The organism is Pseudomonas sp. P7758 (genome assembly GCF_013386485.1).
Taxonomy (GTDB): Bacteria; Pseudomonadota; Gammaproteobacteria; order Pseudomonadales; family Pseudomonadaceae; genus Aquipseudomonas.
The window spans coordinates 69,736-92,371 of record NZ_JACARS010000069.1; the positions used below are offsets into that span (position 1 = coordinate 69,736).

Below are 22,636 nucleotides of genomic sequence, written 5' to 3' on the forward strand. Positions count from 1 at the left end.
CGTTAGCGCGCCAGCAAGCGCATGTGCACACGTAAACCCTGGCCGGTATTTTCCGCCCACAGGCTGCCGTCCTGACGCTGCACAGCGTTGCGCGCAATGCTCAAGCCCAGGCCAAAGCCGCCGTCGCCGGGCCGTGAACCGTCCAGCCGGGTGAATGGCGCAAAGATTCGCTCCAACTCCACCTCATCGATCCCGCCGCCCTGGTCTTCCAGCCACAAGTGCCAGTGATCCCCCTCACGCTGCCCGCCCAATTGCACCGTTCCGTCTTGCGCAGAGTGCCGGATGGCATTGCGCAGGATGTTCTCCAATGCCTGGGCCAGCAGGTTCAGATGACCGCGCACCCAGCAGTCGGCCCCCAGCTCGCACTGCAAGCGTGAAGCCGGCCAGCCACTTTCAAAACAGGCGTTTTCCCGGAGCATGTCCCACAGCGCCTGCACCTGGATGTCTTCCTTGGGCAACGGCGCGCGTTCGGTGTCGAGCCAGGCCAGTTGCAGGGTGTCGTCCACCAGGCGCTGCATGCCGTCGATTTCCCTCCCCAGGCGCTCGCGCAGCTGGGTCAGGTCCTGCTCGCTGTCACTGGCCACACGCAGGCGGCTCAACGGTGTGCGCAACTCATGGGACAAATCCCGCAGCAGTTGCTGTTGCAGGGCCACGGTGCCTTGCAGGCGTTCAGACATCTGGTCAAACGCGCGGCCCAATTCCCCCAGTTCATCCTGGCGGCTGGTGGTGTCGCGGGAAAGCCGGGTGCCCAGTTGATCGGCACGCCAGGCGTTGGCCTGCTCTCGCAGGTGGTTGAGAGGCATGATCAACAGCCGGTAGAGGCCGATGCACAGCAGCAGGGTGAACAGGCCGGGAATCACGCCATTGGTGACGATCCGCCAGAACAGCTGGTTTTGCCCGGGCATGAAACGCCGCGGCAACTCGATCACCAGGGAGCCCGCACCCGGGTCGAGCGGGAACGGGATTTTCAACCACGGCAGGCCCTTGGCATGCCGGCTGACGGGCCAGTCCAGGCCGCGCAGGAAGGTCAGGCGCTGGCTCTCCTTGTCCGTCAGTGGGTAGCTGCTCAGGGATTGCAGGTCGTTGCCGATGACCCCCACCCAGGTGCGCTCGCGCTGGCCCAGGGTGTGCAACCATTCGTCCACACCGGCGTTGCCGCCCTTGTTCCAGGCCAGTTCCGCGCCAGCGGCATAACCGCTCAGGGTGGCGCGGGCCTCGCTGGACAGAAAGGCATTCTGCTCTTCCATATACCGGCCCCATGACCAACTGAGCCAGATCATCAGCAAGCAGAACGCGATCAGCAGACAGGCCAGTTTCCAGAATAACGAATGCTTGCCCGGCAGCCGTTTGAACGCGGCTTTAAAGCCCGTCATCGTGACCGCTCAACACATAGCCCTTGCCCCACACCGTGCGCACTTCCCGCTCGCTGTAGCCGACAGCCTTGAGCTTGCGACGAATCTGGCTGATGTGCATGTCCAGGCTGCGGTCATGGGGCGCATAGCCGCGCTGGAACACATGCTGGTAGAGGAAGGCTTTGCTGAGGACTTCTTCGGCGTTGCGGTGCAGTGTTTCCAACAGGCGATATTCGCTCCGGGTCAGGCCGGCCCACTGCTCCCGGTGAAACACATCACACAGCTCGTCATCGAAACGCAGGCTGCGGGCATCGCCGCGCACCGCCGCCAGGGCCGGCAACGGCCGCCGGTCCAGGGCGACCCGGCGCAGGATCGCTTCGATGCGCACCCGCAACTCGGCCATGCTGAACGGCTTGGGCAGGTAATCGTCGGCCCCCAGGCGAAAACCGCTGATGCGATCAGCTTCGGCCCCCAGGGCCGACATCAGGATCACCGGCATCGAATGGCTCTGGCGCAAATGCGTGAGCACCGACAAACCGTCCATGCCCGGCAGCAGGATGTCCATCAACACCACGTCGAAGCGCTGATCGCGGGCCATTTGCAGGCCCTGCTGGCCATTCTGGCACCAGGTCACCTGGAAGCCACAGAGGCCCAATTGCTCATGGACATAGGCGCCAAGCACAGGATCGTCTTCAATCGCCAGGATACTGGGTAAGCCAAGTGCTGCGGGATTCATTAGCGTCTGCAAGTCATTCTCAATGACTGATTATTCAAGATTGCCCCCCCATGAGCAACCGCCGCCGGGCGTCCGGCGGCCCAAGGTTTGCCTCAGGTCATTAATTTTGCAAGATTCCCCGCCGCGCAAATGGCTACACTGCGCAGGTGGCGCGGGCCGGATGCCTGCGTGGAATTCGACAACAGTGTGGTAGCAGGAGAGTGGCGTGCTTAAAAGAATGGGGATAAAAGGCCGCGTACTGTTGCTGACCTTATTGCCTACCAGCCTGATGGCGTTGCTGCTGGGCGGGTACTTCACCTGGATGCAGCTTTCGGAGTTGCAGTCGCAGTTGCTGCAACGCGGCGAGATGATCGCCGAGCAACTGGCGCCGCTGGTGGCCCCGGCCCTCGGCACCAGGAACACCGACCTGCTGGAACGCATCGCCACCCAGTCCCTGGAACAAACCGATGTGCGCGCCGTGTCGTTCCTCGGGCCCGACCGCACGCCCCTGGCCCACGCCGGGCCGACCATGCTCAACCAGCCGCCCATCGGCAACAGTTCGCACCTGTTGCAGCGCACCGGCAATGACGCCACCCGTTATCTGCTGCCGGTGTTCGGCCGCCATCGCAACCTCGCCGGTGAACTGATCCCGGATGAATCCGACCGCCTGCTGGGCTGGGTCGAGCTGGAACTGTCCCACAACGGCATGTTGCTGCGTGGCTACCGCAGCCTGTTCGCCAGCCTGTTGCTGATCGCCATCGGCCTGATCTGTACCGCTGCCCTCGCCTTGCGCATCAGCCGTACGATCAACTCACCGATCGGCCTGATCAAACAGGCCGTCGCGCAACTCAAGGACGGCAATCTGGAAACCCGCTTGCCACCGCTGGGTAGCCAGGAGCTGGATCACCTGGCCTCGGGCATCAACCGCATGGCCGAGACCCTGCAAAACGCCCAGGAAGAATTGCAACACAGCATCGACCAGGCCACCGAAGACGTGCGGCAAAACCTCGAAACCATCGAGATCCAGAACATCGAGTTGGACCTGGCCCGCAAGGAAGCCCTGGAAGCCAGCCGCATCAAGTCGGAGTTTCTGGCCAACATGAGCCATGAGATCCGCACGCCGTTGAACGGCATCCTTGGTTTCACCCATTTGTTGCAGAAAAGCGAACTGTCACCGCGCCAGCTGGATTACCTGGGCACCATCGAAAAATCCGCCGACAACCTGCTGGGCATCATCAACGAAATCCTCGACTTCTCGAAAATCGAGGCCGGCAAGCTGGTGCTCGACAGCATCCCGTTCAACCTGCGGGACTTGCTGCAAGACACCCTGACCATCCTCGCCCCGGCCGCCCACGCCAAACAGCTGGAGCTGGTGAGCCTGGTCTACCGCGACACGCCGCTCGCCTTGGTGGGTGACCCGCTGCGGCTCAAGCAGATCCTCACGAACCTGGTGAGCAACGCGATCAAGTTCACCCGCGAAGGCACCATCGTTGCCCGCGCCATGATTGAAGACGAACAGGAAGACAGCGTGCAACTGCGCATCAGCGTGCAGGACACCGGCATCGGCCTGTCGAACCAGGATGTGCGGGCACTGTTCCAGGCGTTCAGCCAGGCGGACAATTCGCTGTCACGCCAACCCGGCGGGACCGGCCTTGGCCTGGTGATTTCCAAGCGCCTGATCGAACAGATGGGCGGTGAGATCGGCGTCGACAGCACGCCGGGAGAAGGCTCGGAATTCTGGATCAGCCTGAACCTGCCGAAAACCCGTGACGATATCGAAGACCTGCCCTCCGCGCCGCTGCTGGGCCGGCGCGTGGCGGTGCTGGAAAACCACGAGCTGGCGCGCCAGGCCCTGCAACATCAGCTGGAAGACTGCGGCCTGGAAGTCACCCCGTTCAACAGCCTGGAAAGCCTGACCAACGGCATCACCAGCGCCCACCAGACCGAACAGGCGATTGACCTGGCCGTGCTGGGCATCACCGCCAACGACATTCCGCCGGAGCGTTTGAACCAGCACCTGTGGGACCTCGAACACCTGGGCTGCAAGGTACTGGTGTTGTGCCCGACCACCGAACAGCTGCTGTTCAACCCCTCGGTGCCCAACCCCAACAGCCAGTTGCAGGCCAAGCCCGCGTGCACCCGCAAACTGCGTCGCGCCCTGGCCGACCTGATCAGCCCGCGCCCGCTGCGCAGCGAACCCGGCGAGCCCCTGTCCAGCCGCGCGCCGCGGGTGCTGTGTGTCGACGACAACCCGGCCAACCTGCTGCTGGTGCAAACCCTGCTGGAAGACATGGGCGCCAAGGTCCAGGCGGTGGAAAGCGGTTACTCGGCCATCGAGGCAGTGAAGCAGGAAGCCTTCGACCTGGTGCTGATGGACGTGCAGATGCCGGGGATGGACGGTCGCCAGAGCACCGAGGCAATCCGCACGTGGGAAAGCGAACGCCATGGCACACCGCTGCCCATCGTCGCGCTGACGGCCCATGCGATGGCCAACGAAAAACGCGCCCTGCTGCAAAGCGGCATGGATGATTACCTGACCAAACCCATCAGCGAACGGCAACTGGCCCAGGTGGTGTTGAAATGGACCGGGCTGGCCCTGCGCAACCAGGGCCCGGACCGTGGCACCGAAAGTTTCGGGCATGCCACGCAATTGCCGGTACTGGACCATGAAGAAGGTTTGCGCCTGGCGGCCGGTAAGGCGGATCTGGCGGCAGACATGCTCGCGATGCTGCTGGCCTCGCTGGAAGCGGACCGTGAAGCGATTCGCGTCGCCCGTGACGCCAATGACCGCAACGCCCTGATCGAACGGGTGCACCGCCTGCACGGCGCCACCCGGTATTGCGGCGTGCCGCAACTGCGTGCGGCCTGCCAACGGGCCGAGACCCTGCTCAAGCAGGACGACGCCAAGGCCATGCCGGCCCTGGATGAACTGGACATGGCGATTGCCCGGCTGGCCAGCGAGGCGCGGGTCAGCGCGTAAACTTTCGGGGCAATGTGGGCAGGGAGGCTTGCTGTGGCGAGGGAGNNCGCACTCCAGCAGGAGCAAGCGCCCTCACCACAGCAAGCTCACTCACCACAGACAAGCCCCCTCGCCACAAAAGCAGCTTTCCATCATCAAGAAGGAATATTTGATGCGCATCATCCTCTTCAGCAGCCAGACCTACGACCGCGACAGCTTTCTCGCCCAACCGCTGCCCGAAGGCATGCAGTTGCAATTCCAGCCGGCCCGGCTGAACCTCGACACCGTGGCCCTGGCCGAACACCACGAAGTGGTCTGCGCCTTTATCAACGATGACCTCAGCGCTCCGGTGCTGGAGCAGTTGGCCAGCGGCGGCACCCGCCTGATCGCCCTGCGTTCCGCCGGCTACAACCATGTCGACCTGCCCGCCGCCAAGCGCCTGGGCCTGACCATCGTGCGGGTGCCGGCCTACTCGCCCCATGCGGTGGCCGAACATGCGGTCGCGTTGATCCTGGCCCTCAATCGCCGCCTGCACCGCGCCTACAACCGCACCCGCGACGGTGACTTCAGCCTGCACGGCCTGACCGGGTTCGACCTGGTGGGCAAGACCGTCGGCGTGGTCGGCACCGGGCAGATCGGCGCCACATTCGCCAAGATCATGGCCGGGTTCGGCTGCCGGCTGCTGGCGTACGATCCCTACCCCAATCCGCAGGTCGAGGCCCTTGGCGCCCGGTATGTGAGCCTGCCGCAGTTGCTGGGCGAATCGCAGATCATCAGCCTGCATTGCCCGCTGACGGCGGACAGCAAACACCTGATCAACGCCCAAAGCCTCGCCCATATGCAGCCCGGCGCGATGCTCATCAACACCGGGCGCGGCGGCCTGGTGGACACCCCGGCGCTGATCGACGCACTCAAGGATGGCCAGCTCGGCTATCTGGGGCTGGATGTGTATGAAGAAGAGGCCCAGCTGTTTTTCGAAGACCGCTCGGACCTGCCCCTGCAAGACGACGTATTGGCGCGCCTGCTGACCTTCCCCAATGTGATCATCACCGCGCACCAGGCCTTCCTGACCCGCGAGGCGCTGGGGGCGATTGCCGGCACCACCCTGGCCAACATCGCGGCGTGGGCTGGCGGGCAGGCGCAAAACCTCGTCGAAGGATGATCAGCGGTCACATAGCCGCGCCATGATGGGTAGCGGCGCATGATAGGATGCCGCGCCTATTTGGAGGATCCATGGCCGAACACGATTTCCGCTTCAGCTTGCTGAGCCCGCAACACACCCTGATCGAATGCCGCGCCCTGGTGCCGGGCCGTTATCAAGTCACCGGCAACGGTGGCTCGATCAAGAACGGCGACGTTCTGATCGTCACCCTGCGCGGCAGCAAAACCCTGTCGATGCGCCTGACCGTCGAAGGCGATGCGCGCTACTCCATCCGCCCGGCGGGCCAGTGGGTCGCCATGGCCCAGGGGCCGAAATTCGGCGAACTGGAGATTCACACCTGGAAGGTCAACTGCGACAGCTGCGACAACGTGCTGGAGTTTGAATTCGCGGTGGAAACCAAGCTGACCAAGGAGCCGCTGCAACCGGCCGCCACTGCACGGGTTACCGAGTTGGGCTGGGCCACCCTGGGTGACAAGCACCGCTGCCCGAAATGCCAGCAGGCCGCGCAATGAAAGCCTTGCTGATGCTGGCCGTGCTGGGTGCAGGCCTTGCGGGCTGCGCCAGCGACGAGGTCAAGCTCAAGCAGGATCACAGCTACGTGGTGGAATGGATCGGTGAGCGGCCGCTGATGGATTACGCCCACCTGACCGTGACCCTCGGCGCCGATGGCCGGGCCTATGGCAATGGTGGCTGCAACCATTGGTTTGCGCCCTACACCCTGGACGGCGACAAGCTGAGCTTCGGCAAGGTCGGCAGCACCCGCAAACTCTGCGCCGAAGCGCTGATGGAGCAGGAGCACCGCTTCTTCCAGGCCCTGCAGGGCGTGCAGCGCTGGGACATTTCGCCGATCGAACAGACCCGCTTCTGGCCGGCGGATGGCAAGCCGTTGCGGTTGTGGCTGGAAGAAGGCTGATCTGTAAGGCGCAGCAGGTCTAAATGTGGGAGCGGGCTTGCTCGCGAAAGCGGTGGATCAGTCGATGTATCCGGTGACTGCCACACCGCATTCGCGAGCAAGCCCGCTCCCACATTTTTTATCCGCGCAACGCCTTGAGCTTGGCCAACACCCCTTCCGCCGTCTGCTCACCCATCAGTTGCTCGCGCACCTTGCCCTTGTCATCAATGATGTAGGTCACCGGCAGGGCTTCACTGCGGGGAATGTCGAAGATCCCGTCCGGGTTCTGCGCCAGTACGGTGAACTTGATGCCCAGCTTCTCGCTGGCGCTCTTGAGCTCTTCACCCTGGACGTTGTCGAAATTCACCCCGAACACCCCCACCGACTGGCCCTTGAGCTGTTCGGCCAAGGCGTTGAGTTCCGGGATTTCGGTACGGCACGGGCCACACCATTCGGCCCAGTAGTTAACCACCAGCCATTGCTTGTCCAGGCGTTCGGCGGCCACTTTCTGACCATATTGGTCAACGCCATAATCATTGCCACAGCCGCTGAGCAGCAGTGTGCCGATGATTGCCAATGCGCCTAACAGTCGCCTCGTCATGGGGTAATCCTTCGTAAAAATGAACGTTGGCTGCGGCCTATCGCCTCTCATGGTTTAAGGACGCGGCGCAGCGCGGGTAGAATACCCGCCACCTTACGCAAGATGCGACCCGCACATGACCGATCTGACGCTTTATCACAACCCGCGCTGCTCGAAATCCCGCGGTGCGCTCGAACTGCTGGAAGCCCGTGGCCTCACACCGACGGTGGTGCGCTACCTGGAAACCCCGCTCGACGCCGCGCAATTGCAGGCCCTGCTGGGCAAGCTGAACATCAGCGCGCGGCAACTGCTGCGTACCGGCGAGGACGAATATAAAACCCTCAACCTGGCTGACACCAGCCTCAGCGAAGCACAGTTGATCGCTGCCATCGCCGCTCATCCGAAACTGATGGAGCGTCCGATCCTCGCCACCGCCGACAAGGCCGTGATCGGCCGCCCACCGGAGAACATCCTGGAGCTGGTTTCGTGAGTGCGCCGTATGTGCTGGTGTTGTATTACAGCCGCAACGGTTCAGTCAGCGAAATGGCCCGGCAGATTGCCCGGGGCATCGAGCAAGCCGGGCTTGAGGCGCGGCTGCGCACCGTGCCGGCCATCTCCAGTGAATGCGAGGCCGTGGCGCCGGACATTCCGGTCGACGGCCCGCTGTACTGCAGCCTCGATGACCTGAAGAACTGCGCAGGCCTGGCGCTGGGCAGCCCGACCCGTTTCGGCAACATGGCCGCGCCGCTCAAGTACTTTCTCGACGGCACCAGCAACCTGTGGCTGACCGGCGCCCTGGTCGGCAAGCCGGCGGGTGTGTTCACCTCCACCGCCAGCCTGCACGGCGGCCAGGAGACCACGCTGATGTCGATGCTGCTGCCGCTGCTGCACCACGGCATGCTGATCACCGGACTGCCCTACAGTGAACAGGCGCTGCTCGACACCAAGGGCGGCGGTACGCCTTATGGCGCCAGCCACCATTCCGGTGCCGACGGCAAGCGTGCGCTGGATCAACACGAGATCGCCCTGTGCCGCGCCCTCGGCCTGCGCCTGGCGAAGACCGCTGCGCTACTGGAGAACGGCCGTGGCCAGGAAGCCTAAGCTACTGCCGCCCCAGGCCTGGCTGGAGCCACGGGTCAAGGCGATGCGGGCGTTGAGCCTGCTGGCGTTCCTGGGATTGGTGGGGCTGCTGTGTGCCTACTACCTGGCGTTCGCCGATCTGCATGGCGCGCGGCCGTGGGTGATTCTGCTGATCGAGTTGGTGCCGCTGCTGTTGCTGGCGCCGGGGATGATCCTGGGCAGCGCGCGCGGGCATTCATGGATGTGCTTTGTGGTGAACCTGTATTTCATCAAGGGCGCGCTGGCGGCCTATGACCCGAATCGGCAGTGGTTTGGTGTGCTCGAGATGCTGGCGAGCCTGGCGGTGTTCTGCACGGCGTTGATGTATGTGCGGTACCGGCATCAGCTAAATCGGCGGTTGGCGGGGGAAGGATTGCCTGTCTGATGCTTTTGTAGTGCCTGACCTGCCGCTATCGCAGGCAAGCCAGCTCCCACAGAGGAATGCATTCCAAGTGTGGGAGCTGGCTTGCCTGCGATGGCATCAACCCGGTATCAATGATTCACGGTGTAAGCCAGCATCATCGACAACTGGCACATCGGCCGCCCGCTCTCGGCATGCCACTGGTTGAATGCGCCCTGCACCGTGGCCAGGTCCCGCAGGCTGGTGGGCACCTTGTCGACGATCTTCTGCGCATTCAGCGCCGCCACCACGTCATAGCTCGGCACGAACGTGTCCTTGCCCACCATCCGCAAAAAGCGCGGCGCCGACAGCCCGCCCAACTGGTGGCCGTGCTTGCTCAGGTACTTCCACAGGCCGACGATATCGGTCACCGGCCAGTCGGCAATAAACCCGCCGAAGCTGCCTTTTTCCTTCTCGATATCCAGAATCATCTGCGCATTGCGCGGCACGCTCTTGAGCTTGCCCAGGTGACGGATGATGCGCGTGTCCTGCATCAGCCGCTCCAGGTGCTCGGCGCCCATGAGCACGACTTTTTCCGGGTCAAACCCAAAGAACACCTGCTCGAAGGCCGGCCACTTGGCGTCCACCACGCTGTGCTTCAGGCCGGCGCGAAACACCCGCAGCGACAAGGTCGACAGGTAGCGGTCATCGCTGATCTTGCGCAGTTTCGCCGGGGTCAGGGGCACAGGCAGGTGGGCTTCCAGCTCGGCCGCCGAACCAAACCGGTTCAGACAATATTCGTGCAGCCACTTGTAATCGCGCATGCCCTCTCCTAAGGATTGAAATGAAAACGGCGCCCAGGAGCGCCGTCTGTCAGAGCGGTGAAAACACTCAGAGGTTCACTACGTTGACGAAGCGCGACGCCGCACTTTCGTCGATACGCAAGCTGGTGAAGTCGAACAGGTTACGGTCAGCCAACTGCGACGGCTGCACGTTCTGCAAGCTGCGGAAGATGCTGTCGACGCGGCCCGGGGTCTTGCGGTCCCAATCCTGGAGCATGTCCTTGACCACCTGGCGCTGCAGGTTTTCCTGGGAGCCGCAGAGGTTGCACGGGATGATCGGGAATTGCTTGAGGTCGGAGTAGGCCTGGATGTCCTTCTCATGGCAGTACGCCAGTGGGCGGATCACCACGTTGCGCCCGTCATCGGCCCGCAGCTTGGGCGGCATGGCCTTGAGGCTGCCGTTGAAGAACATGTTGAGGAAGAAGGTTTCGACGATGTCATCGCGGTGATGACCGAGGGCCATCTTGGTCGCGCCGATTTCGTCGGCAAACGTATAGAGCGTGCCACGGCGCAGGCGCGAGCACAGCGAGCAGGTGGTCTTGCCTTCCGGGACCAGCTCCTTGACCACCGAATAGGTGTCTTTCTCGACGATGTGGTACTCGATCCCCAATTCCTTGAGGTAGGCCGGCAGTACATGCTCGGGAAAACCCGGCTGCTTCTGGTCCATGTTCACGGCAACGATGTCGAACTTGATCGGCGCGACCTTTTGCAGGTGCATCAGCACGTCGAGCATGGTGTAGCTGTCCTTGCCGCCGGACAGGCAGACCATGACCTTGTCGCCCTCTTCGATCATATTGAAATCGGCGACTGCCTCGCCGGCCAGGCGACGCAGGCGTTTTTGCAGTTTGTTCTGGTTGACCGTAAGAGTGCCCATGGCGCTTGGATCCGCGAAAGGTGTGTGACGAAAAGCCGGGTATTTTACCGGGATGGACGACCGAGTTCCAATGTGGGAGCGGGCTTGCTCGCGAACGCGAAGTGTCATTCGCCAGGTATTTAGCTGACCCACCGCATTCGCGAGCAAGCCCGCTCCCACAGTTGACCGCATTCCAATCAACAGACCCCGCCGCGATTAAGCCCAATGTTTACAGCGCAATTTGCTCTAAAGCCCCACACTTTTTCCGGTCATCACTTCCTATACTGCGACATAAGGTCGCACATATATCCAGACCTTTCAGGCCAATTGGCCCGTGGGCGCTCCGCTGGGGGGCGATGGTAATAACGACAGGAGTGACTGGCATGATCCATCACGTCGTGGGACTTTTCACCCACCCCGATCAGGAATGGCGGGAAATTCGTGGCGATAAAGAAGAAAGCATCGGCCACATGTACCTCACCCACACGCTGATTCTCGCGGCCATCCCCGCTGTCTCAGCCTTTATCGGTACCACTCAGGTGGGTTGGGTCATCGGCAGCCGCGCCCCGGTGATGCTGACGGTGGAAAGCGCGTTGTGGATGACCCTCATGTCCTACGCGGCGATGCTCGGCGGCGTGGCGGTGATGGGCGCGTTCATTCACTGGATGGCCCGCACCTATGACGCCAACCCCAGCATGGCGCGCTGCGTGGCGTTTGCCACCTACACCGCGACACCGCTGTTTATCGGCGGGCTGGCGGCGCTGTACCCGCATATGTGGCTGGGCATGGTGGTGGGCACGGCGGCCATTTGCTACACGGTGTATCTGCTGTACGTGGGGCTGCCGACCTTCATGAACATCCACCCGGACGAGGGCTTCCTGTTTTCCAGCTCGGTACTGGCGGTAGGCCTGGTGGTGCTGGTGGCGATCATGGCCTTTACCGTGATCGTCTGGGGGCTGGGCGTAGGCCCGATCTACACCAACTGACGCGGTTTACCCGCAGGAAAAGCCACCGCAAGGTGGCTTTGTGCGTTATGCATGACCATTCGGCGCCTGACAGATTCGGATACACCCTTGTTTGCGGCATACTGGACATCTCTGGAGATATGTACAGCATGCCCGAGCAACTCAATACCCGCGTCGAAGATTGTTTCCTGCAAGCCGAATCCTTTTTCAAACGAAGCTTCAAACGCCCCCAGGTCAGCCTCAAGCTGCGGGGCCAGAAGGCCGGTGTCGCGCATTTGCACGAGAACCTGCTGCGCTTCAACCCGCAGCTCTACCGTGAAAACAGCCAACACTTCCTTAAACAGACAGTCGCCCATGAAGTGGCCCACCTGATTGCCCACCAATTGTTCGGCGAGCGCATCCAGCCCCATGGCGAGGAATGGCAGTTGATCATGCGTGGGGTTTACGAACTGCCGCCGGACCGCTGCCACACCTATGAAATCCAGCGGCGGCGCGTCACGCGGTATATCTACCGCTGTCCGTGTGCCGACAGTGACTTCCCGTTTTCGCCCCAGCGTCACGGGTTGGTGGGCCAGGGGCGGCGGTATTTGTGCCGCAGGTGCCGGCAGACTTTGGTGTTTACCGGGGAAACCCGCGTCGAGTGAGGTTTGTGGTGGATTTAAGGGCCCCTTCGCGAGCAAGCCCGCTCCCACATTTGATCGCATTCCAACGATGGAACTCGGTTGAATGTGGGAGCGGGCTTGCTCGCGAAGGGGTCGGCCCAGGCGCTACTGAACTACCTTGGCACGCCGCAAATCGTCTATCTGCTGAGCACTGAATCCCAACTCCGCCAACACCTCATCGCTGTGAGCGCCCACCGCCGCGCCTATGTGCCTGGCCGCCGGCAAGCCCTCGGAAAACTTCAGCGGGCAGGCCATTTGCGCTTGGCTGGAACCATCGCCCCGCGGCACCTGGCTGACCAGCTCCCGGGCTTTCAACTGCGGGTGTTCAACGGCCTCGCTCAGATTCAGCACCGGCTCGACACACGCATCAATCCCGGCAAACAGCTCACACAGCTCATCAAAGCTGCGTTTCTCGAACTCGACCTGCAGCGCCAGCTTGAGGGCTTTCTGCTGCTCGGGTTTGGGCGATAGGCCCATTGCCGCCAATTCAGGGCGGCCAAGCGCCGTACACAGCTGCTGCATAAACGCCGGCTCCAGACTGCCCACCGACAACCAGCGTCCTTCCCGCGATCGGTAATAGTCATAGAAACTGCCGCCATTGAGCACTTGGTTCTCCCACGCCGGCTCCACGCCGCACGCCAGGTAACCGGCGCCGGCCATGGCATTCAGGCTGAAGGCGCAGTCGGTCATGCTCACGTCCAGGTATTGCCCCACCCCACTGTGCTGCCGGGCAATCACCGCCGCCAGCAAACCGATCACCGCGTGCAACGAGCCGCCCCCCACATCCGCCAACTGCACACCCAAGGGCAACGGCCCGCTGTCCTGGCGCCCGGTGTAGCTGGCAATGCCTGCCAGGGCCAGATAATTGATGTCATGGCCGGCGCGATCCTTGTAGGGGCCGGTCTGGCCGTAGCCGGTGATGGAGACGTAGATCAGCTTTGGGTTGATCGCCTTCAACGCCTCGTAACCCAGGCCCAGGCGCTCCATGACCCCGGGGCGGAACTGCTCGAGGACGATGTCGTAGTCCGCCACCAGTTGCCGCACGATCGCCACCGCCTCGGCCTGCTTGAGGTCCAGGGCCAGGCTGCGTTTGTTGCGGTTCAGATAGGCATGGCTGGCCGACACGCCCTGGTCATGGGGCGGCAGTACTCGCAGCAGGTCCATGCGTGTGGGGGATTCGATGCGCAACACCTCGGCGCCCATGTCGGCCAGCAGCAACGAGGCGAACGGCCCCGGCAGCAAGGTGGAGAAATCCAGTACTTTGAGGGACGCCAAGGGACCTGACATGCGGACTCCGATTCCGATTCGATTGGCCACAGAGTAGGCAAACCCGGCGGCCGGCGGCAATCACATAAACCATCATCCGAAGTGACTGATGCTTCCCGAAGGCATAAAAAAACCCATCCGAAGATGGGTTTTTCACAAACGCTGCAGCCTTACTTGACGGCGGTTGGAGCCGGGCCTTCGGCCACGCCCAGGTCGTCTTCTTCACGGGTGTCGGAGATACCGCGACCACCGGAAGCCAGTTCGACTTTCAGCTTGTCTTCGTCCAGTTCCTTGACCCACTTGGCCACAACTAGGGTTGCAACAGCGTTGCCAACCAGGTTGGTCAGTGCGCGGGCTTCGGACATGAAGCGGTCGATACCCAGGATCAGCGCCAGGCCGGCAACCGGCAGGTGGCCAACAGCCGACAGGGTAGCGGCCAGTACGATGAAGCCACTACCGGTCACGCCAGCAGCGCCCTTGGACGACAGCAGCAGTACCAGCAACAGGGTGATCTGGTGGGTGATGTCCATGTGGGTGTCAGTCGCCTGGGCGATGAACACGGCAGCCATGGTCAGGTAGATCGAAGTACCGTCCAGGTTGAAGGAGTAGCCAGTCGGGATAACCAGGCCGACTACCGACTTCTTGGCGCCCAGGCGTTCCATCTTGATCAGCATGCGTGGCAGTGCGGATTCGGACGAGGAAGTACCCAGTACGATCAGCAGTTCTTCACGGATGTAGCGGATCAGTTTCAGGACGCTGAAGCCGTGTGCGCGGCAGATGGCGCCCAATACCAGCACCACGAACAGGATGCAGGTGATGTAGAAGCAGATCATCAGCTGACCGAGCTGCACCAGCGAACCTACGCCGTAGGCACCGATGGTGAACGCCATGGCGCCCAGGGCACCGAGTGGCGCGAGCTTCATGATCATGTTGATGATGTTGAACATCACGTGGGCGAAACGATCGATGAAGTCCAGCACCGGCTTGCCGTAGGCACCCAGGCGGTGCAGGGCGAAACCGAAGATCACCGAGAACATCAGCACTTGCAGGATGTCACCGGTAGCGAACGCGCCAACGATAGTGTTCGGGATCACGTTCAGCAGGAAGCCAACGATGCTCTGGTCGGCACCGGCAGTCACGTAGGCCGCGACTTTGGAGGCGTCCAGGGTAGCCACGTCGATATGCATGCCGGCGCCCGGTTGCACGACGTTGACCACGACCAGGCCGATCAGCAGGGCGATGGTGGAGACGATTTCGAAGTACAGCAGCGCGTAGCCGCCGGTCTTGCCGACCGATTTCATGCTTTGCATGCCAGCGATGCCGCTGACAACGGTGCAGAAGATGATCGGGGCGATGACCATTTTGATCAGCTTGATAAAGCCGTCACCCAGTGGCTTGAGGGCCACGCCGGTCTGCGGGTAGAAGTGACCGAGCAAAATACCGATAACGATTGCAACGATCACCTGGAAATACAGGGATTTGTACAGTGGCTGACGAGTCGTCATTGCAAAGTTCCTCAATCGTCCCGTGTGGCAAATATCCGCCATTGCCCACGACACTTGAATTGCGAACCCTCCTGCACTGGAGGGATTTGTTGTTTGAGAGCCTGCTCGAGGCGGTCTCCCTGCGCTCTGTATCGCAAGCGTCGTGCCACTTCTGCTGAAACTCCCTGAAGGCCTTTAGACATCAGCGCTCGGGCGATTTCCAGCTTAAGGTTATGCCTACAGACAGTGGCGGATTTCCGCCTGCTCGCCTGATCTCGTCCTACAATTTGGCGGATATCCGCCTTGTTGCACCCGCCCGGGGTGGCTAACATCCGCCACTCAATGGACGAGGCCCCTCATGCGTGAACGAACCATCGCCAGTCACTACGCCCGAGCCGCTCTCGGCGGTGCTCGCCGGGCCGGCTACGATTATTCGGGCCTGCTGCAGCAGGTCGGCATCACTGCGGAACTGCTGAGCGAGCCCCGCGCCCGCATCGCCCCCGAGCAATTCACCCAGTTGTTGCAAATGCTGTGGCTGGCGCTGGATGACGAATACCTGGGCTTCGCCGAAGGCCCGAGCAAGCGCGGCACCTTCGCCATGATGTGCCACGCGCTGATTCACTGCCGCACCCTGGAGAAGGCTCTGGAACGCGGCTTATTATTTTATAGCCTATTCCCGCAGGGTCCGCGCTGGCGTCTGACACGTGAAGGGGAAATGGCCCGCCTGAGCCTGGACGATTCGCAACTCTGGGACCCGGATCACTTCCTCAGCGAATGCCTGCTGGTGATCTGGCATCGACTCGGCAGTTGGCTGATTGGCCAGCGCATCCGCCTGCACCAAGCCACCTTCAGCTACCCGACGCCGCCCCATGCCGGTGAGTACGACTTGCTGTTCCCCTGCCCGCAGGTATTCGCGGCACCCACCAGCAGCCTGGTGTTCCCCAGCCGCTACCTGAGCCTGCCGTTGTTGCAGGACGAGCGCACCCTCAAGCATTTCCTCGAACGCTCCCCGGCCGACCTGCTGTCGCGGCCGGATGAAGGCGACAGCCTGAGCAGCCAGTTGCGGCGCCTATTGAGCCGCGACCGCACGCCCTGGCCTGACCTCGAAGCCGTCGCCCAGCACCTGCATATCAGCCCGCAGACCCTGCGTCGGCATTTGCGGGAGGAAGGCACCAGCTTTCAGGCGCTCAAGGATGAGTTGCGCCGGGACATTGCGATCTATCATTTGGGGCGGGCGGATTTGTCGTTGCAGGAAATCGCCGAGCAGCTGGGGTTTTCCGAACCGTCGGCGTTTCATCGGGCGTTCAAGAAGTGGACCGGGTTGACGCCGGGGGCCTATAGAGCACAAGAGAGTTAGATAAGCGTTGCCAGTACCCGCCTCATCGCGGGCAAGCCCGGCTCCCACAGTTTGATTTGTGAACACAGTCACAATGTGGGAGCTGGCTTGCCTGCGATGAGGCCGGTGCAGCCATAAAGATCACACGGCCGGGAAGTGGATCTTGAACGCAGCCCCACCCAGCGGTGAATCCCCAAGGGTCAGCCGGGCGCCATAGCTTTCAATGATGTCCTTGACCACCGCCAGGCCAATCCCCTGCCCCGGATGCTGGCGGTCGAGCCGCTCGCCCCGCTGCAGGATGCGCGCACGCTGGTCCGGCGGCACGCCGGGGCCATCGTCTTCGATGCACAACTCGGTGCCCTCCAGGCTTTCCTGCAAGGTGATGCGCACTTCGCTCAGGCACAGGCGATAGGCGTTCTCCAGCAGGTTGCCGAGCAGTTCCAGCAAGGCGCCCTTCTCGATCGGCACGTCGCATTCGTCCGGCAGTTCAAAGGCGACCTTCACGCCCTTATCGCGATAAACCTTGTCCAGCGTGTCGCACAGGCTTTGCAGCACCGGCTCCAGCCGTACCTGGTGGCGCACCAGGCCGCTTTTACGCAGGCTGGCGCGCTGCAATTGGTAGCTGATCTGCTGGCTCATGCGTTCGATCTGCGATTGCAGTACCCAGGCCTGGTCCCGATCTTCGGGGCGCTGGGCCATGTCTTCACTCACGCCTTGCAACACCGCCAACGGGGTTTTCAGGCTGTGGGCCAGGTCATCCAGGGAATCGCGGTAACGGGTGCGTTGCTCCCGCTCGCTGTGGAGCAACCGGTTCAGGGAGCCGGTCAGGCGCAGCAGCTCGCGCGGGTGTTGCTCGCTGAGGCTTTCCCGGGTACCGCCTTCGATTTCATCCAGTTCCTGGCTCAGCCGGCGCAGCGCCTGCAGGCCCCAGGTCAGGCCCAGCCACAACAGGGTCAGCAGCACCAGCAAGGCGGCGCCGAAGCCCAGGTAGAGGTTTTCCCGCAGGCCTTCGAGGGTCAGTTGGTATTCACGCACCGGTTGCAGGGCGACGATACTGAACGCCGCGCTCTTGCCGCCCAGCAGCTTGACCTCGACGTCATAGACAAAAAATTCCTGGCCGTTGGCCTCGCGGATCCGCGCAAATTCGTTACCGCGCCCGTCATAGCGCGGCTTGTAGTTGATGTTTTCTTCCTGGGTGGCGCGCGACCGCCAGACCAGATGGCCTTCGCGGTCATAGATGTAGCCCAGCAGGCGGCTGTCGGTGAGGTTGAAACGCTCGTCCGGCAACTGCGCGGGCATCAGCAGGCGATTGTTTTCAACCCGGGCAGCCGAAATCAGCGTCGTGACATCCGACGCCAGGCGCTGCTCGATGGAGTCCTGCAGGGCCAGGCTGAAGGCGCCCTGCATGGCCGGCAACAAGGCCAGCATAAACAGCACGGCCAGGATGGTGGCCGCGAGCATCAAACGTACACGTAGCGAGCGAATCAACGGCAGCGCTCATTGAACAGGTAGCCCAGGCCACGCACGGTGTCGATCGGTTTGAAACCCGCCGGGCCTTCCAGCTTGCGGCGCAGGCGGCCCACCAGCACTTCGATCACGTTCGGATCACGCTCGTCGTCATCGGGGTAGAGCTGTTCCATCAGGCGGTCCTTGGCGACCACTTGCTGGTGATGCCGCATCAGGTATTCGAGGATGCGGTATTCGTAGGCGGTCAGCGCCAGTGGCTGTTCGTCGAGGGACGCCTGCTTGCGATTGAGGTCCAGCAGCAACGGCCCGGCGACGATGGTGGATTGGGTGAAACCGCTGGAGCGGCGCAACAGTGCGTTCATCCGCGCTTCCAGCTCTTCGAACTGGAACGGCTTGACCACGTAGTCGTCGGCACCCGCTGCCAGGCCTTCGACCTTGTCCTGCCAGTTGCCACGGGCGGTCAGGATCAGGATCGGGAAGGTCTTGGCCTGGGCGCGCAATTGGCGGATCAGGTCCAGGCCGCCCATGCCGGGCAGGCCCAAATCGATGATCGCCAGGTCGTGGTTGAATTGCCCGGTCTGGTACAGCGCCTCTTCGGCATTGGCGACGGCCTCGACCACGTGACCGCTGTCGGTAAGGCGGGTCAACAGGTGATGGCGCAGCAACGCCTCATCTTCGACAACCAGCAATTTCATAAAGCTCTCCAAGGCAAATCAACTTTCCAACTGGGGTATATCATAGCGGCCCTGCAGGTCTTGCTGGCGCAATTTACTGCCGTTGAAGTGACCTGACAGGTTTTCGTTGCCCACGCGATAGTCTGACTGCGGGGTGTGCTGGCCCAGGGACTGGCCCCATGGAGCCGCCTGTTCACCGGCATCTTCGAAGCTCACCCGCTGGAGAAGGCTGTAGGGCTTTTTGCTCTTCTCCTTGGAGAAACCCGCGAAACTCGAATCAGAGGCCTGGACGCCAGCGGTGGCGCTGAGCATAGTTAAGGCCAACATCAGCTTCTTGATCGCAGTCATGGTGCTACCTCATACGCTTGGGCTTTGGGTACGGGGCCAGACTACGCAGACGCCCCTGAACTCCCCCTGAACACTCTCTGAACCTGGGCTGAACCGAGGCCGGCTACTGTGTAAAGAGTTATTTACGTATCCCCGGCCGCAGGCTATCCAGCGGCCCTGCAACTCGGCAAAATACCCGGCATGAATTCCCTACCCGCCTGCTGCACCCCACTTGACGCCCATTGGCCGTTGCCCGATGCCTTGCCCGGCACGGTCTTGCTGAGCACCCGTTTTGACCCGGCCCTGCTGGCCATCGGCGATTTCCAGCGCAGCGCCGTGCCGCCACCCGCGAGCATCCAGCGTTCGGTGGCCAAGCGGCAGGCGGAGTTCCTGGCCGGTCGCCTGTGCGCCCGCGCGGCCCTGCAACAGCTGGACGGGCTGGATTGCGTGCCGGCGATCGGCGACGACCGCGCGCCGGTCTGGCCCGCGCACATCAGTGGTTCGATCACCCACAGCACCGGCCATGCAGCGGCCATCGTCGCCCACAAGTCACAGTGGCGCGGGCTGGGGATGGACCTGGAGAACCTGCTGCCCCTGGAGCGGGCGGAACGCCTGGCCGGGGAAATTCTCACTCCGGATGAAATGCTGCGCATGGCCGCCGGGCCGCGGGAGCAGGTTGCGCAACTGGTGACGCTGACGTTTTCGGCGAAAGAGAGCCTGTTCAAGGCGCTCTACCCGATCGTGCAGAAGCGCTTTTATTTTGAGCATGCCGAGTTGCTGGAGTGGTCGGATACCGGCCATGCGCGGCTGCGGTTGCTGACGGACCTGTCCGCAGAGTGGTGCCATGGCAAGGAGCTGGAGGCGCAGTTTGCGGTGGATGGCGGGCAGTTGTTGAGCCTGGTGGCCGTCCAGGCCTAGACCTTCTCCTGATCCCGTGGCCAACTCAGGCTGAAACACGCGCCACCCAGATTGTTGCTCTTGCTGATCAACGCCCGGCCGCCGTGCCAATAGATGATCCGCCGCACAATGGATAACCCCAGGCCGTGCCCACCCGACGCGCGGGTCCGGCTGTCATCCAGGCGAAGGAACGGCGTGAAAATCCGCTCCCAGGCACTTTCCGGTACGCCCGGCCCGTCGTCTTCCACGTCGATGCGGCAACGCACCTGGCCCACCTGGTAACTGATCAGCACCTGCCCCTGGGCGTGGCGCATGGCGTTGCTCACCAGGTTTTGCAGGGCACGGTGCAGGTAGCGCGGCTCGGCCTCCACCCATGCATCATCCCAATGCGCCGAGGACAGGCAGATGCCCCGCGCCACGTTGATTTCCGGGCGCAGCGGTGACAGTTCATCAATCACCTGATCCAGCAACGCATTGAGGTCGACCCGCTGGAAATTCAGTGCCGGCGCCCCCTGTTCCAGCCGCGCGTAGGTGAGCATTTCGTCCACCAGGCCATCGAGGTCCTGGATGTCGCTGTCCATGCCCTCCATATACTTGCGCCGCGCTTCAGGCGTGGCCGCGTCGCCGATCATCTCCAGGCCGAACCGCAGGCGCGCCACCGGGGTGCGCAGTTCGTGGGACACCGCCCGCACCAGTTCGCGCTGAATTGCCAACAGGCGTTGCAGGTGCTCGGCCATGCCATTGAACGCTGCCGCCAGGCGCCCCACCGAATCGGCGCCGCGGGCCGGCACCCGCACTTCCAGGCTGCCTTTGGCGATGCGCGTGGCGGCGGCTTCCAGGCCACTCAAGCGCCGCTCCAGCTGGCGCACCAATAAATAGACGATCAAGCCGATCAAGGTCAGGCTGATCAGCGCAATCAGGATCAGCCATTGCGCCGGGTACGGATTCATCTGATACAGCGGGCCGATTTCCAGGACCCACGGCGTGCCGACCATGCCGGCAAATACCCGGATCGAATCCCCACCCTTGCCCAGGGCCATCACGGTATCGCCTTCGGACACGCGGCGGCGCTGGTCTTCGTCCATATCAGCCTGATTGAGCATCACCAGGTGCATCTCGAAACCAAAGCCCTTGGCTTCCTTCAGGTCTGCGAGTTTCTGCGGTTGCTCCGCCACCGGGAAACGCACCAGCTCATCGGCCAGCAGGTAAATCGTCGCGCGGGCCAGTTGTTCGCTGATTTGCTGCACTTCACCGGTCAGCAACAGTTGCTCCTGGTCACTGACCAAGCGCAGCACCCTGGCCGCGTGAGGCCCGGTTTGCTCCACCAACACCTGGCCGCGTTGCAGACGGGTACGCTGGGTCAGGTCCAGGTGCGCCTCCGCCACGGTCTGCAATTGCAGCGGGATACCCAGCAAGCGCTCCCACACTGCCAGGGCGCGGCGGCGCTCGATGGCACTCATGGGTTGCAGGTTGTCGCCCATCAGCGCGAAGGTGCCGTGGGCCAGGCGCTCGCGGTACTGGCCGCTGCGCACTTCATTGAGCAGGTGCAAGGCCAGTACGCCAAGCAACGCCACCAGAATCAGCGCCGCGCACATGCCGCCGTAGATGCGCAGGAAGATTGAGTTCACGGCGTCAGGTCAGCCGCGGCTTCGGGGACGAACAGGTAGCCTTTGCTGCGAATGGTCTTGATCAGGCGTGGGTGGATCGGGTCGTCGCCGATTTTCGGACGGATGCGCGAGATGCGCACGTCGATGGAGCGGTCCTGGCCGTCATAGCCAATGCCGCGCAAGGCGGTGAAGATTTCTTCCCGGGACAGGATCCGCCCGGCATTCGCCACCAGCAACCACAGCAGGTCGAATTCGGCGCTGGTCAGTTCGATGCCGCCTTCGTGCAGCCAGGCTTCACGCAGGGCGTTGTCCACCACCAGCGGGCCGAATTGCAGGCGCCGCTGTTTTTCGGGGAGTGCCGGCTCGACGCTTTCGCTGCGCCGCAGCAGGGCCTGGATGCGTGCCAGCAACAGGCGTGGACGCACGGGTTTGCACACGTAATCGTCGGCGCCCATGTCCAGGCCCAGCACCTGGTCCATGTCGTCGGTGCGCGCGGTGAGCATCAGGATCACCCCGTCGTAGCGCTCGCGCACCTTGCGGCAAATGCTCAGGCCGTCTTCACCGGGCAACATCAGGTCGAGGATCACCAGGTCCGGCTGCTCGGCGATGATCCGCGCCGCCGCGAGGGCGCCATTGCCTTCCACCGACACCCGCAAGCCGTTGCTCTCCAGGTAGTCACGGGTCAACTCGGCCAGTCGCTCGTCGTCCTCGACAATCAATACCTGCCAGGCTTCTTGCTCCATGCGTTACCTCGGTTCTAATTATTGTAGGGGCGGGTTTGCCCGAGAAAACTCGAGGGCGCCGCGCTTATTCAGGTTTCCAGCGTCATCGTTGACGTCCTTCGCGGGCAAGCCCGCTCCTACAGTTGTCATGTAGGCGAGGCATAAACTGTATGGATAACCGCCGATTGTAGCAACGGGCCGGCCCTCTGCCACAAGCGCGCAAATGCGTTCGGACATCGTGTTTTTTTGTGATAGGGTTCGCGCCCGCAAAAATCCAACCGGTTGTTTTTACCTCGGAATATTCGGTGACAAACGGCGCAATGCAGCAGTACTGCGGCCTACACGGCCATTCCACGTTTCATACACATTTTACCCACAGCGTTATCCACAGGTAGTCCGTTGCTAAGCCCCCCAA

General features: G+C 62.5%; 23 protein-coding genes. 11 read left to right on the forward strand and 12 right to left on the reverse strand.

Features of this window, described 5'->3' with window-relative positions:
• Nucleotides 1-2: 2 nt before the first annotated feature.
• Together HX873_RS15435 and HX873_RS15440 are read right to left on the reverse strand one after the other, a co-directional pair.
• Nucleotides 3-1,373: a sensor histidine kinase gene (locus HX873_RS15435; protein ID WP_008434990.1), complete on the reverse strand. Its 1,371-nt coding sequence runs from the start codon at nucleotides 1,371-1,373 to the stop codon at nucleotides 3-5.
• Nucleotides 1,360-2,088 carry a response regulator transcription factor gene (locus HX873_RS15440; protein WP_004371371.1) on the reverse strand — a complete coding sequence of 243 codons (729 nt, stop codon included), beginning with the start codon at nucleotides 2,086-2,088 and terminating at the stop codon, nucleotides 1,360-1,362. The genes HX873_RS15435 and HX873_RS15440 overlap by 14 nt, the downstream gene beginning before the upstream one ends.
• 205 nt (nucleotides 2,089-2,293) lie before the next feature.
• Here HX873_RS15440 and HX873_RS15445 point away from each other — a divergent pair, with 205 nt between their 5' ends.
• The 4 genes from HX873_RS15445 (at nucleotide 2,294) to HX873_RS15460 (ending at nucleotide 7,101) form a co-directional block, all read left to right on the forward strand.
• Nucleotides 2,294-5,047, forward strand: a complete 2,754-nt coding sequence (locus tag HX873_RS15445) for a response regulator (protein WP_008434994.1) — start codon at nucleotides 2,294-2,296, stop codon at nucleotides 5,045-5,047.
• Between the two features lie 151 nt (nucleotides 5,048-5,198).
• Nucleotides 5,199-6,188, forward strand: coding sequence for a 2-hydroxyacid dehydrogenase (locus HX873_RS15450; protein WP_177122872.1), 990 nt, complete (start codon nucleotides 5,199-5,201; stop codon nucleotides 6,186-6,188).
• Nucleotides 6,189-6,259: 71 nt separating this feature from the next.
• Entirely contained in the window at nucleotides 6,260-6,700 is a 441-nt protein-coding gene (locus HX873_RS15455) for a hypothetical protein (protein WP_004371378.1), read from the forward strand.
• Nucleotides 6,697-7,101: an META domain-containing protein gene (locus tag HX873_RS15460; RefSeq protein WP_004371380.1), complete on the forward strand. Its 405-nt coding sequence runs from the start codon at nucleotides 6,697-6,699 to the stop codon at nucleotides 7,099-7,101. The genes HX873_RS15455 and HX873_RS15460 overlap by 4 nt, the downstream gene beginning before the upstream one ends.
• Before the next feature lie 118 nt (nucleotides 7,102-7,219).
• On the opposite strand, the gene HX873_RS15465 is transcribed toward HX873_RS15460, so the two are convergent.
• The gene (locus HX873_RS15465) at nucleotides 7,220-7,681 is read right to left on the reverse strand and encodes a TlpA disulfide reductase family protein (protein ID WP_004371382.1); all 462 of its coding nucleotides are present in this window, start codon (nucleotides 7,679-7,681) and stop codon (nucleotides 7,220-7,222) included.
• Between the two features lie 115 nt (nucleotides 7,682-7,796).
• On the opposite strand from HX873_RS15465, the gene arsC reads away from it, so the two are divergent.
• Genes arsC through HX873_RS15480 form a run of 3 tightly spaced genes read left to right on the forward strand, consistent with a single transcriptional unit; the run spans nucleotide 7,797 to nucleotide 9,164 of the window.
• Entirely contained in the window at nucleotides 7,797-8,150 is a 354-nt protein-coding gene (gene arsC, locus HX873_RS15470) for an arsenate reductase (glutaredoxin) (protein ID WP_004371385.1), read from the forward strand.
• A complete protein-coding gene (gene wrbA, locus HX873_RS15475) occupies nucleotides 8,147-8,761 on the forward strand; it encodes an NAD(P)H:quinone oxidoreductase (protein WP_004371390.1) in 615 nt (204 codons plus the stop codon). The genes arsC and wrbA overlap by 4 nt, the downstream gene beginning before the upstream one ends.
• On the forward strand, nucleotides 8,745-9,164 hold the full coding sequence (locus tag HX873_RS15480) for a DUF2069 domain-containing protein (RefSeq protein WP_087692782.1): 420 nt from the start codon (nucleotides 8,745-8,747) through the stop codon (nucleotides 9,162-9,164). Before wrbA ends, HX873_RS15480 begins: the two co-directional genes overlap by 17 nt.
• 107 nt (nucleotides 9,165-9,271) lie before the next feature.
• Here HX873_RS15480 and HX873_RS15485 read toward each other — a convergent pair whose 3' ends face one another.
• Both HX873_RS15485 and ttcA read right to left on the reverse strand, forming a co-directional pair.
• The gene (locus HX873_RS15485) at nucleotides 9,272-9,943 is read right to left on the reverse strand and encodes a DNA-3-methyladenine glycosylase I (protein ID WP_004371396.1); all 672 of its coding nucleotides are present in this window, start codon (nucleotides 9,941-9,943) and stop codon (nucleotides 9,272-9,274) included.
• A gap of 67 nt (nucleotides 9,944-10,010) precedes the next feature.
• Nucleotides 10,011-10,835: a tRNA 2-thiocytidine(32) synthetase TtcA gene (ttcA, locus tag HX873_RS15490; RefSeq protein ID WP_008435321.1), complete on the reverse strand. Its 825-nt coding sequence runs from the start codon at nucleotides 10,833-10,835 to the stop codon at nucleotides 10,011-10,013.
• A 362-nt stretch (nucleotides 10,836-11,197) separates the two neighbouring features.
• On the opposite strand from ttcA, the gene HX873_RS15495 reads away from it, so the two are divergent.
• Both HX873_RS15495 and HX873_RS15500 read left to right on the forward strand, forming a co-directional pair.
• Nucleotides 11,198-11,800, forward strand: a complete 603-nt coding sequence (locus HX873_RS15495) for a Yip1 family protein (RefSeq protein WP_004371402.1) — start codon at nucleotides 11,198-11,200, stop codon at nucleotides 11,798-11,800.
• A 128-nt stretch (nucleotides 11,801-11,928) separates the two neighbouring features.
• Complete coding sequence (locus HX873_RS15500; RefSeq protein WP_004371405.1) at nucleotides 11,929-12,423, forward strand: SprT family zinc-dependent metalloprotease; 495 nt, start codon at nucleotides 11,929-11,931, stop codon at nucleotides 12,421-12,423.
• A gap of 123 nt (nucleotides 12,424-12,546) precedes the next feature.
• Here the strand turns inward: HX873_RS15500 and HX873_RS15505 are convergent, their stop codons facing one another.
• On the reverse strand, nucleotides 12,547-13,728 hold the full coding sequence (locus HX873_RS15505; protein WP_177122873.1) for a CaiB/BaiF CoA-transferase family protein: 1,182 nt from the start codon (nucleotides 13,726-13,728) through the stop codon (nucleotides 12,547-12,549).
• 149 nt (nucleotides 13,729-13,877) lie between these two features.
• Complete coding sequence (locus HX873_RS15510; RefSeq protein ID WP_008435307.1) at nucleotides 13,878-15,212, reverse strand: dicarboxylate/amino acid:cation symporter; 1,335 nt, start codon at nucleotides 15,210-15,212, stop codon at nucleotides 13,878-13,880.
• 337 nt (nucleotides 15,213-15,549) lie between these two features.
• On the opposite strand from HX873_RS15510, the gene HX873_RS15515 reads away from it, so the two are divergent.
• On the forward strand, nucleotides 15,550-16,548 hold the full coding sequence (locus HX873_RS15515; RefSeq protein WP_087692785.1) for an AraC family transcriptional regulator: 999 nt from the start codon (nucleotides 15,550-15,552) through the stop codon (nucleotides 16,546-16,548).
• Nucleotides 16,549-16,668: 120 nt separating this feature from the next.
• On the opposite strand, the gene HX873_RS15520 is transcribed toward HX873_RS15515, so the two are convergent.
• Genes HX873_RS15520 through HX873_RS15530 form a run of 3 tightly spaced genes read right to left on the reverse strand, consistent with a single transcriptional unit; the run spans nucleotide 16,669 to nucleotide 19,016 of the window.
• Complete coding sequence (locus tag HX873_RS15520; protein WP_023659245.1) at nucleotides 16,669-18,015, reverse strand: ATP-binding protein; 1,347 nt, start codon at nucleotides 18,013-18,015, stop codon at nucleotides 16,669-16,671.
• A complete protein-coding gene (locus HX873_RS15525) occupies nucleotides 18,012-18,689 on the reverse strand; it encodes a response regulator transcription factor (protein WP_003214228.1) in 678 nt (225 codons plus the stop codon). The genes HX873_RS15520 and HX873_RS15525 overlap by 4 nt, the downstream gene beginning before the upstream one ends.
• A gap of 18 nt (nucleotides 18,690-18,707) precedes the next feature.
• Nucleotides 18,708-19,016 carry a hypothetical protein gene (locus HX873_RS15530; protein ID WP_003214230.1) on the reverse strand — a complete coding sequence of 103 codons (309 nt, stop codon included), beginning with the start codon at nucleotides 19,014-19,016 and terminating at the stop codon, nucleotides 18,708-18,710.
• 180 nt (nucleotides 19,017-19,196) lie between these two features.
• Here HX873_RS15530 and HX873_RS15535 point away from each other — a divergent pair, with 180 nt between their 5' ends.
• A complete protein-coding gene (locus tag HX873_RS15535) occupies nucleotides 19,197-19,913 on the forward strand; it encodes a 4'-phosphopantetheinyl transferase (protein WP_177122874.1) in 717 nt (238 codons plus the stop codon).
• On the opposite strand, the gene HX873_RS15540 is transcribed toward HX873_RS15535, so the two are convergent.
• A complete protein-coding gene (locus HX873_RS15540) occupies nucleotides 19,910-21,520 on the reverse strand; it encodes an ATP-binding protein (RefSeq protein WP_008435298.1) in 1,611 nt (536 codons plus the stop codon). The genes HX873_RS15535 and HX873_RS15540 overlap by 4 nt on opposite strands.
• Nucleotides 21,517-22,242 carry a response regulator gene (locus tag HX873_RS15545; protein WP_008435295.1) on the reverse strand — a complete coding sequence of 242 codons (726 nt, stop codon included), beginning with the start codon at nucleotides 22,240-22,242 and terminating at the stop codon, nucleotides 21,517-21,519. Before HX873_RS15545 ends, HX873_RS15540 begins: the two co-directional genes overlap by 4 nt.
• Nucleotides 22,243-22,636: the final 394 nt, after the last annotated feature.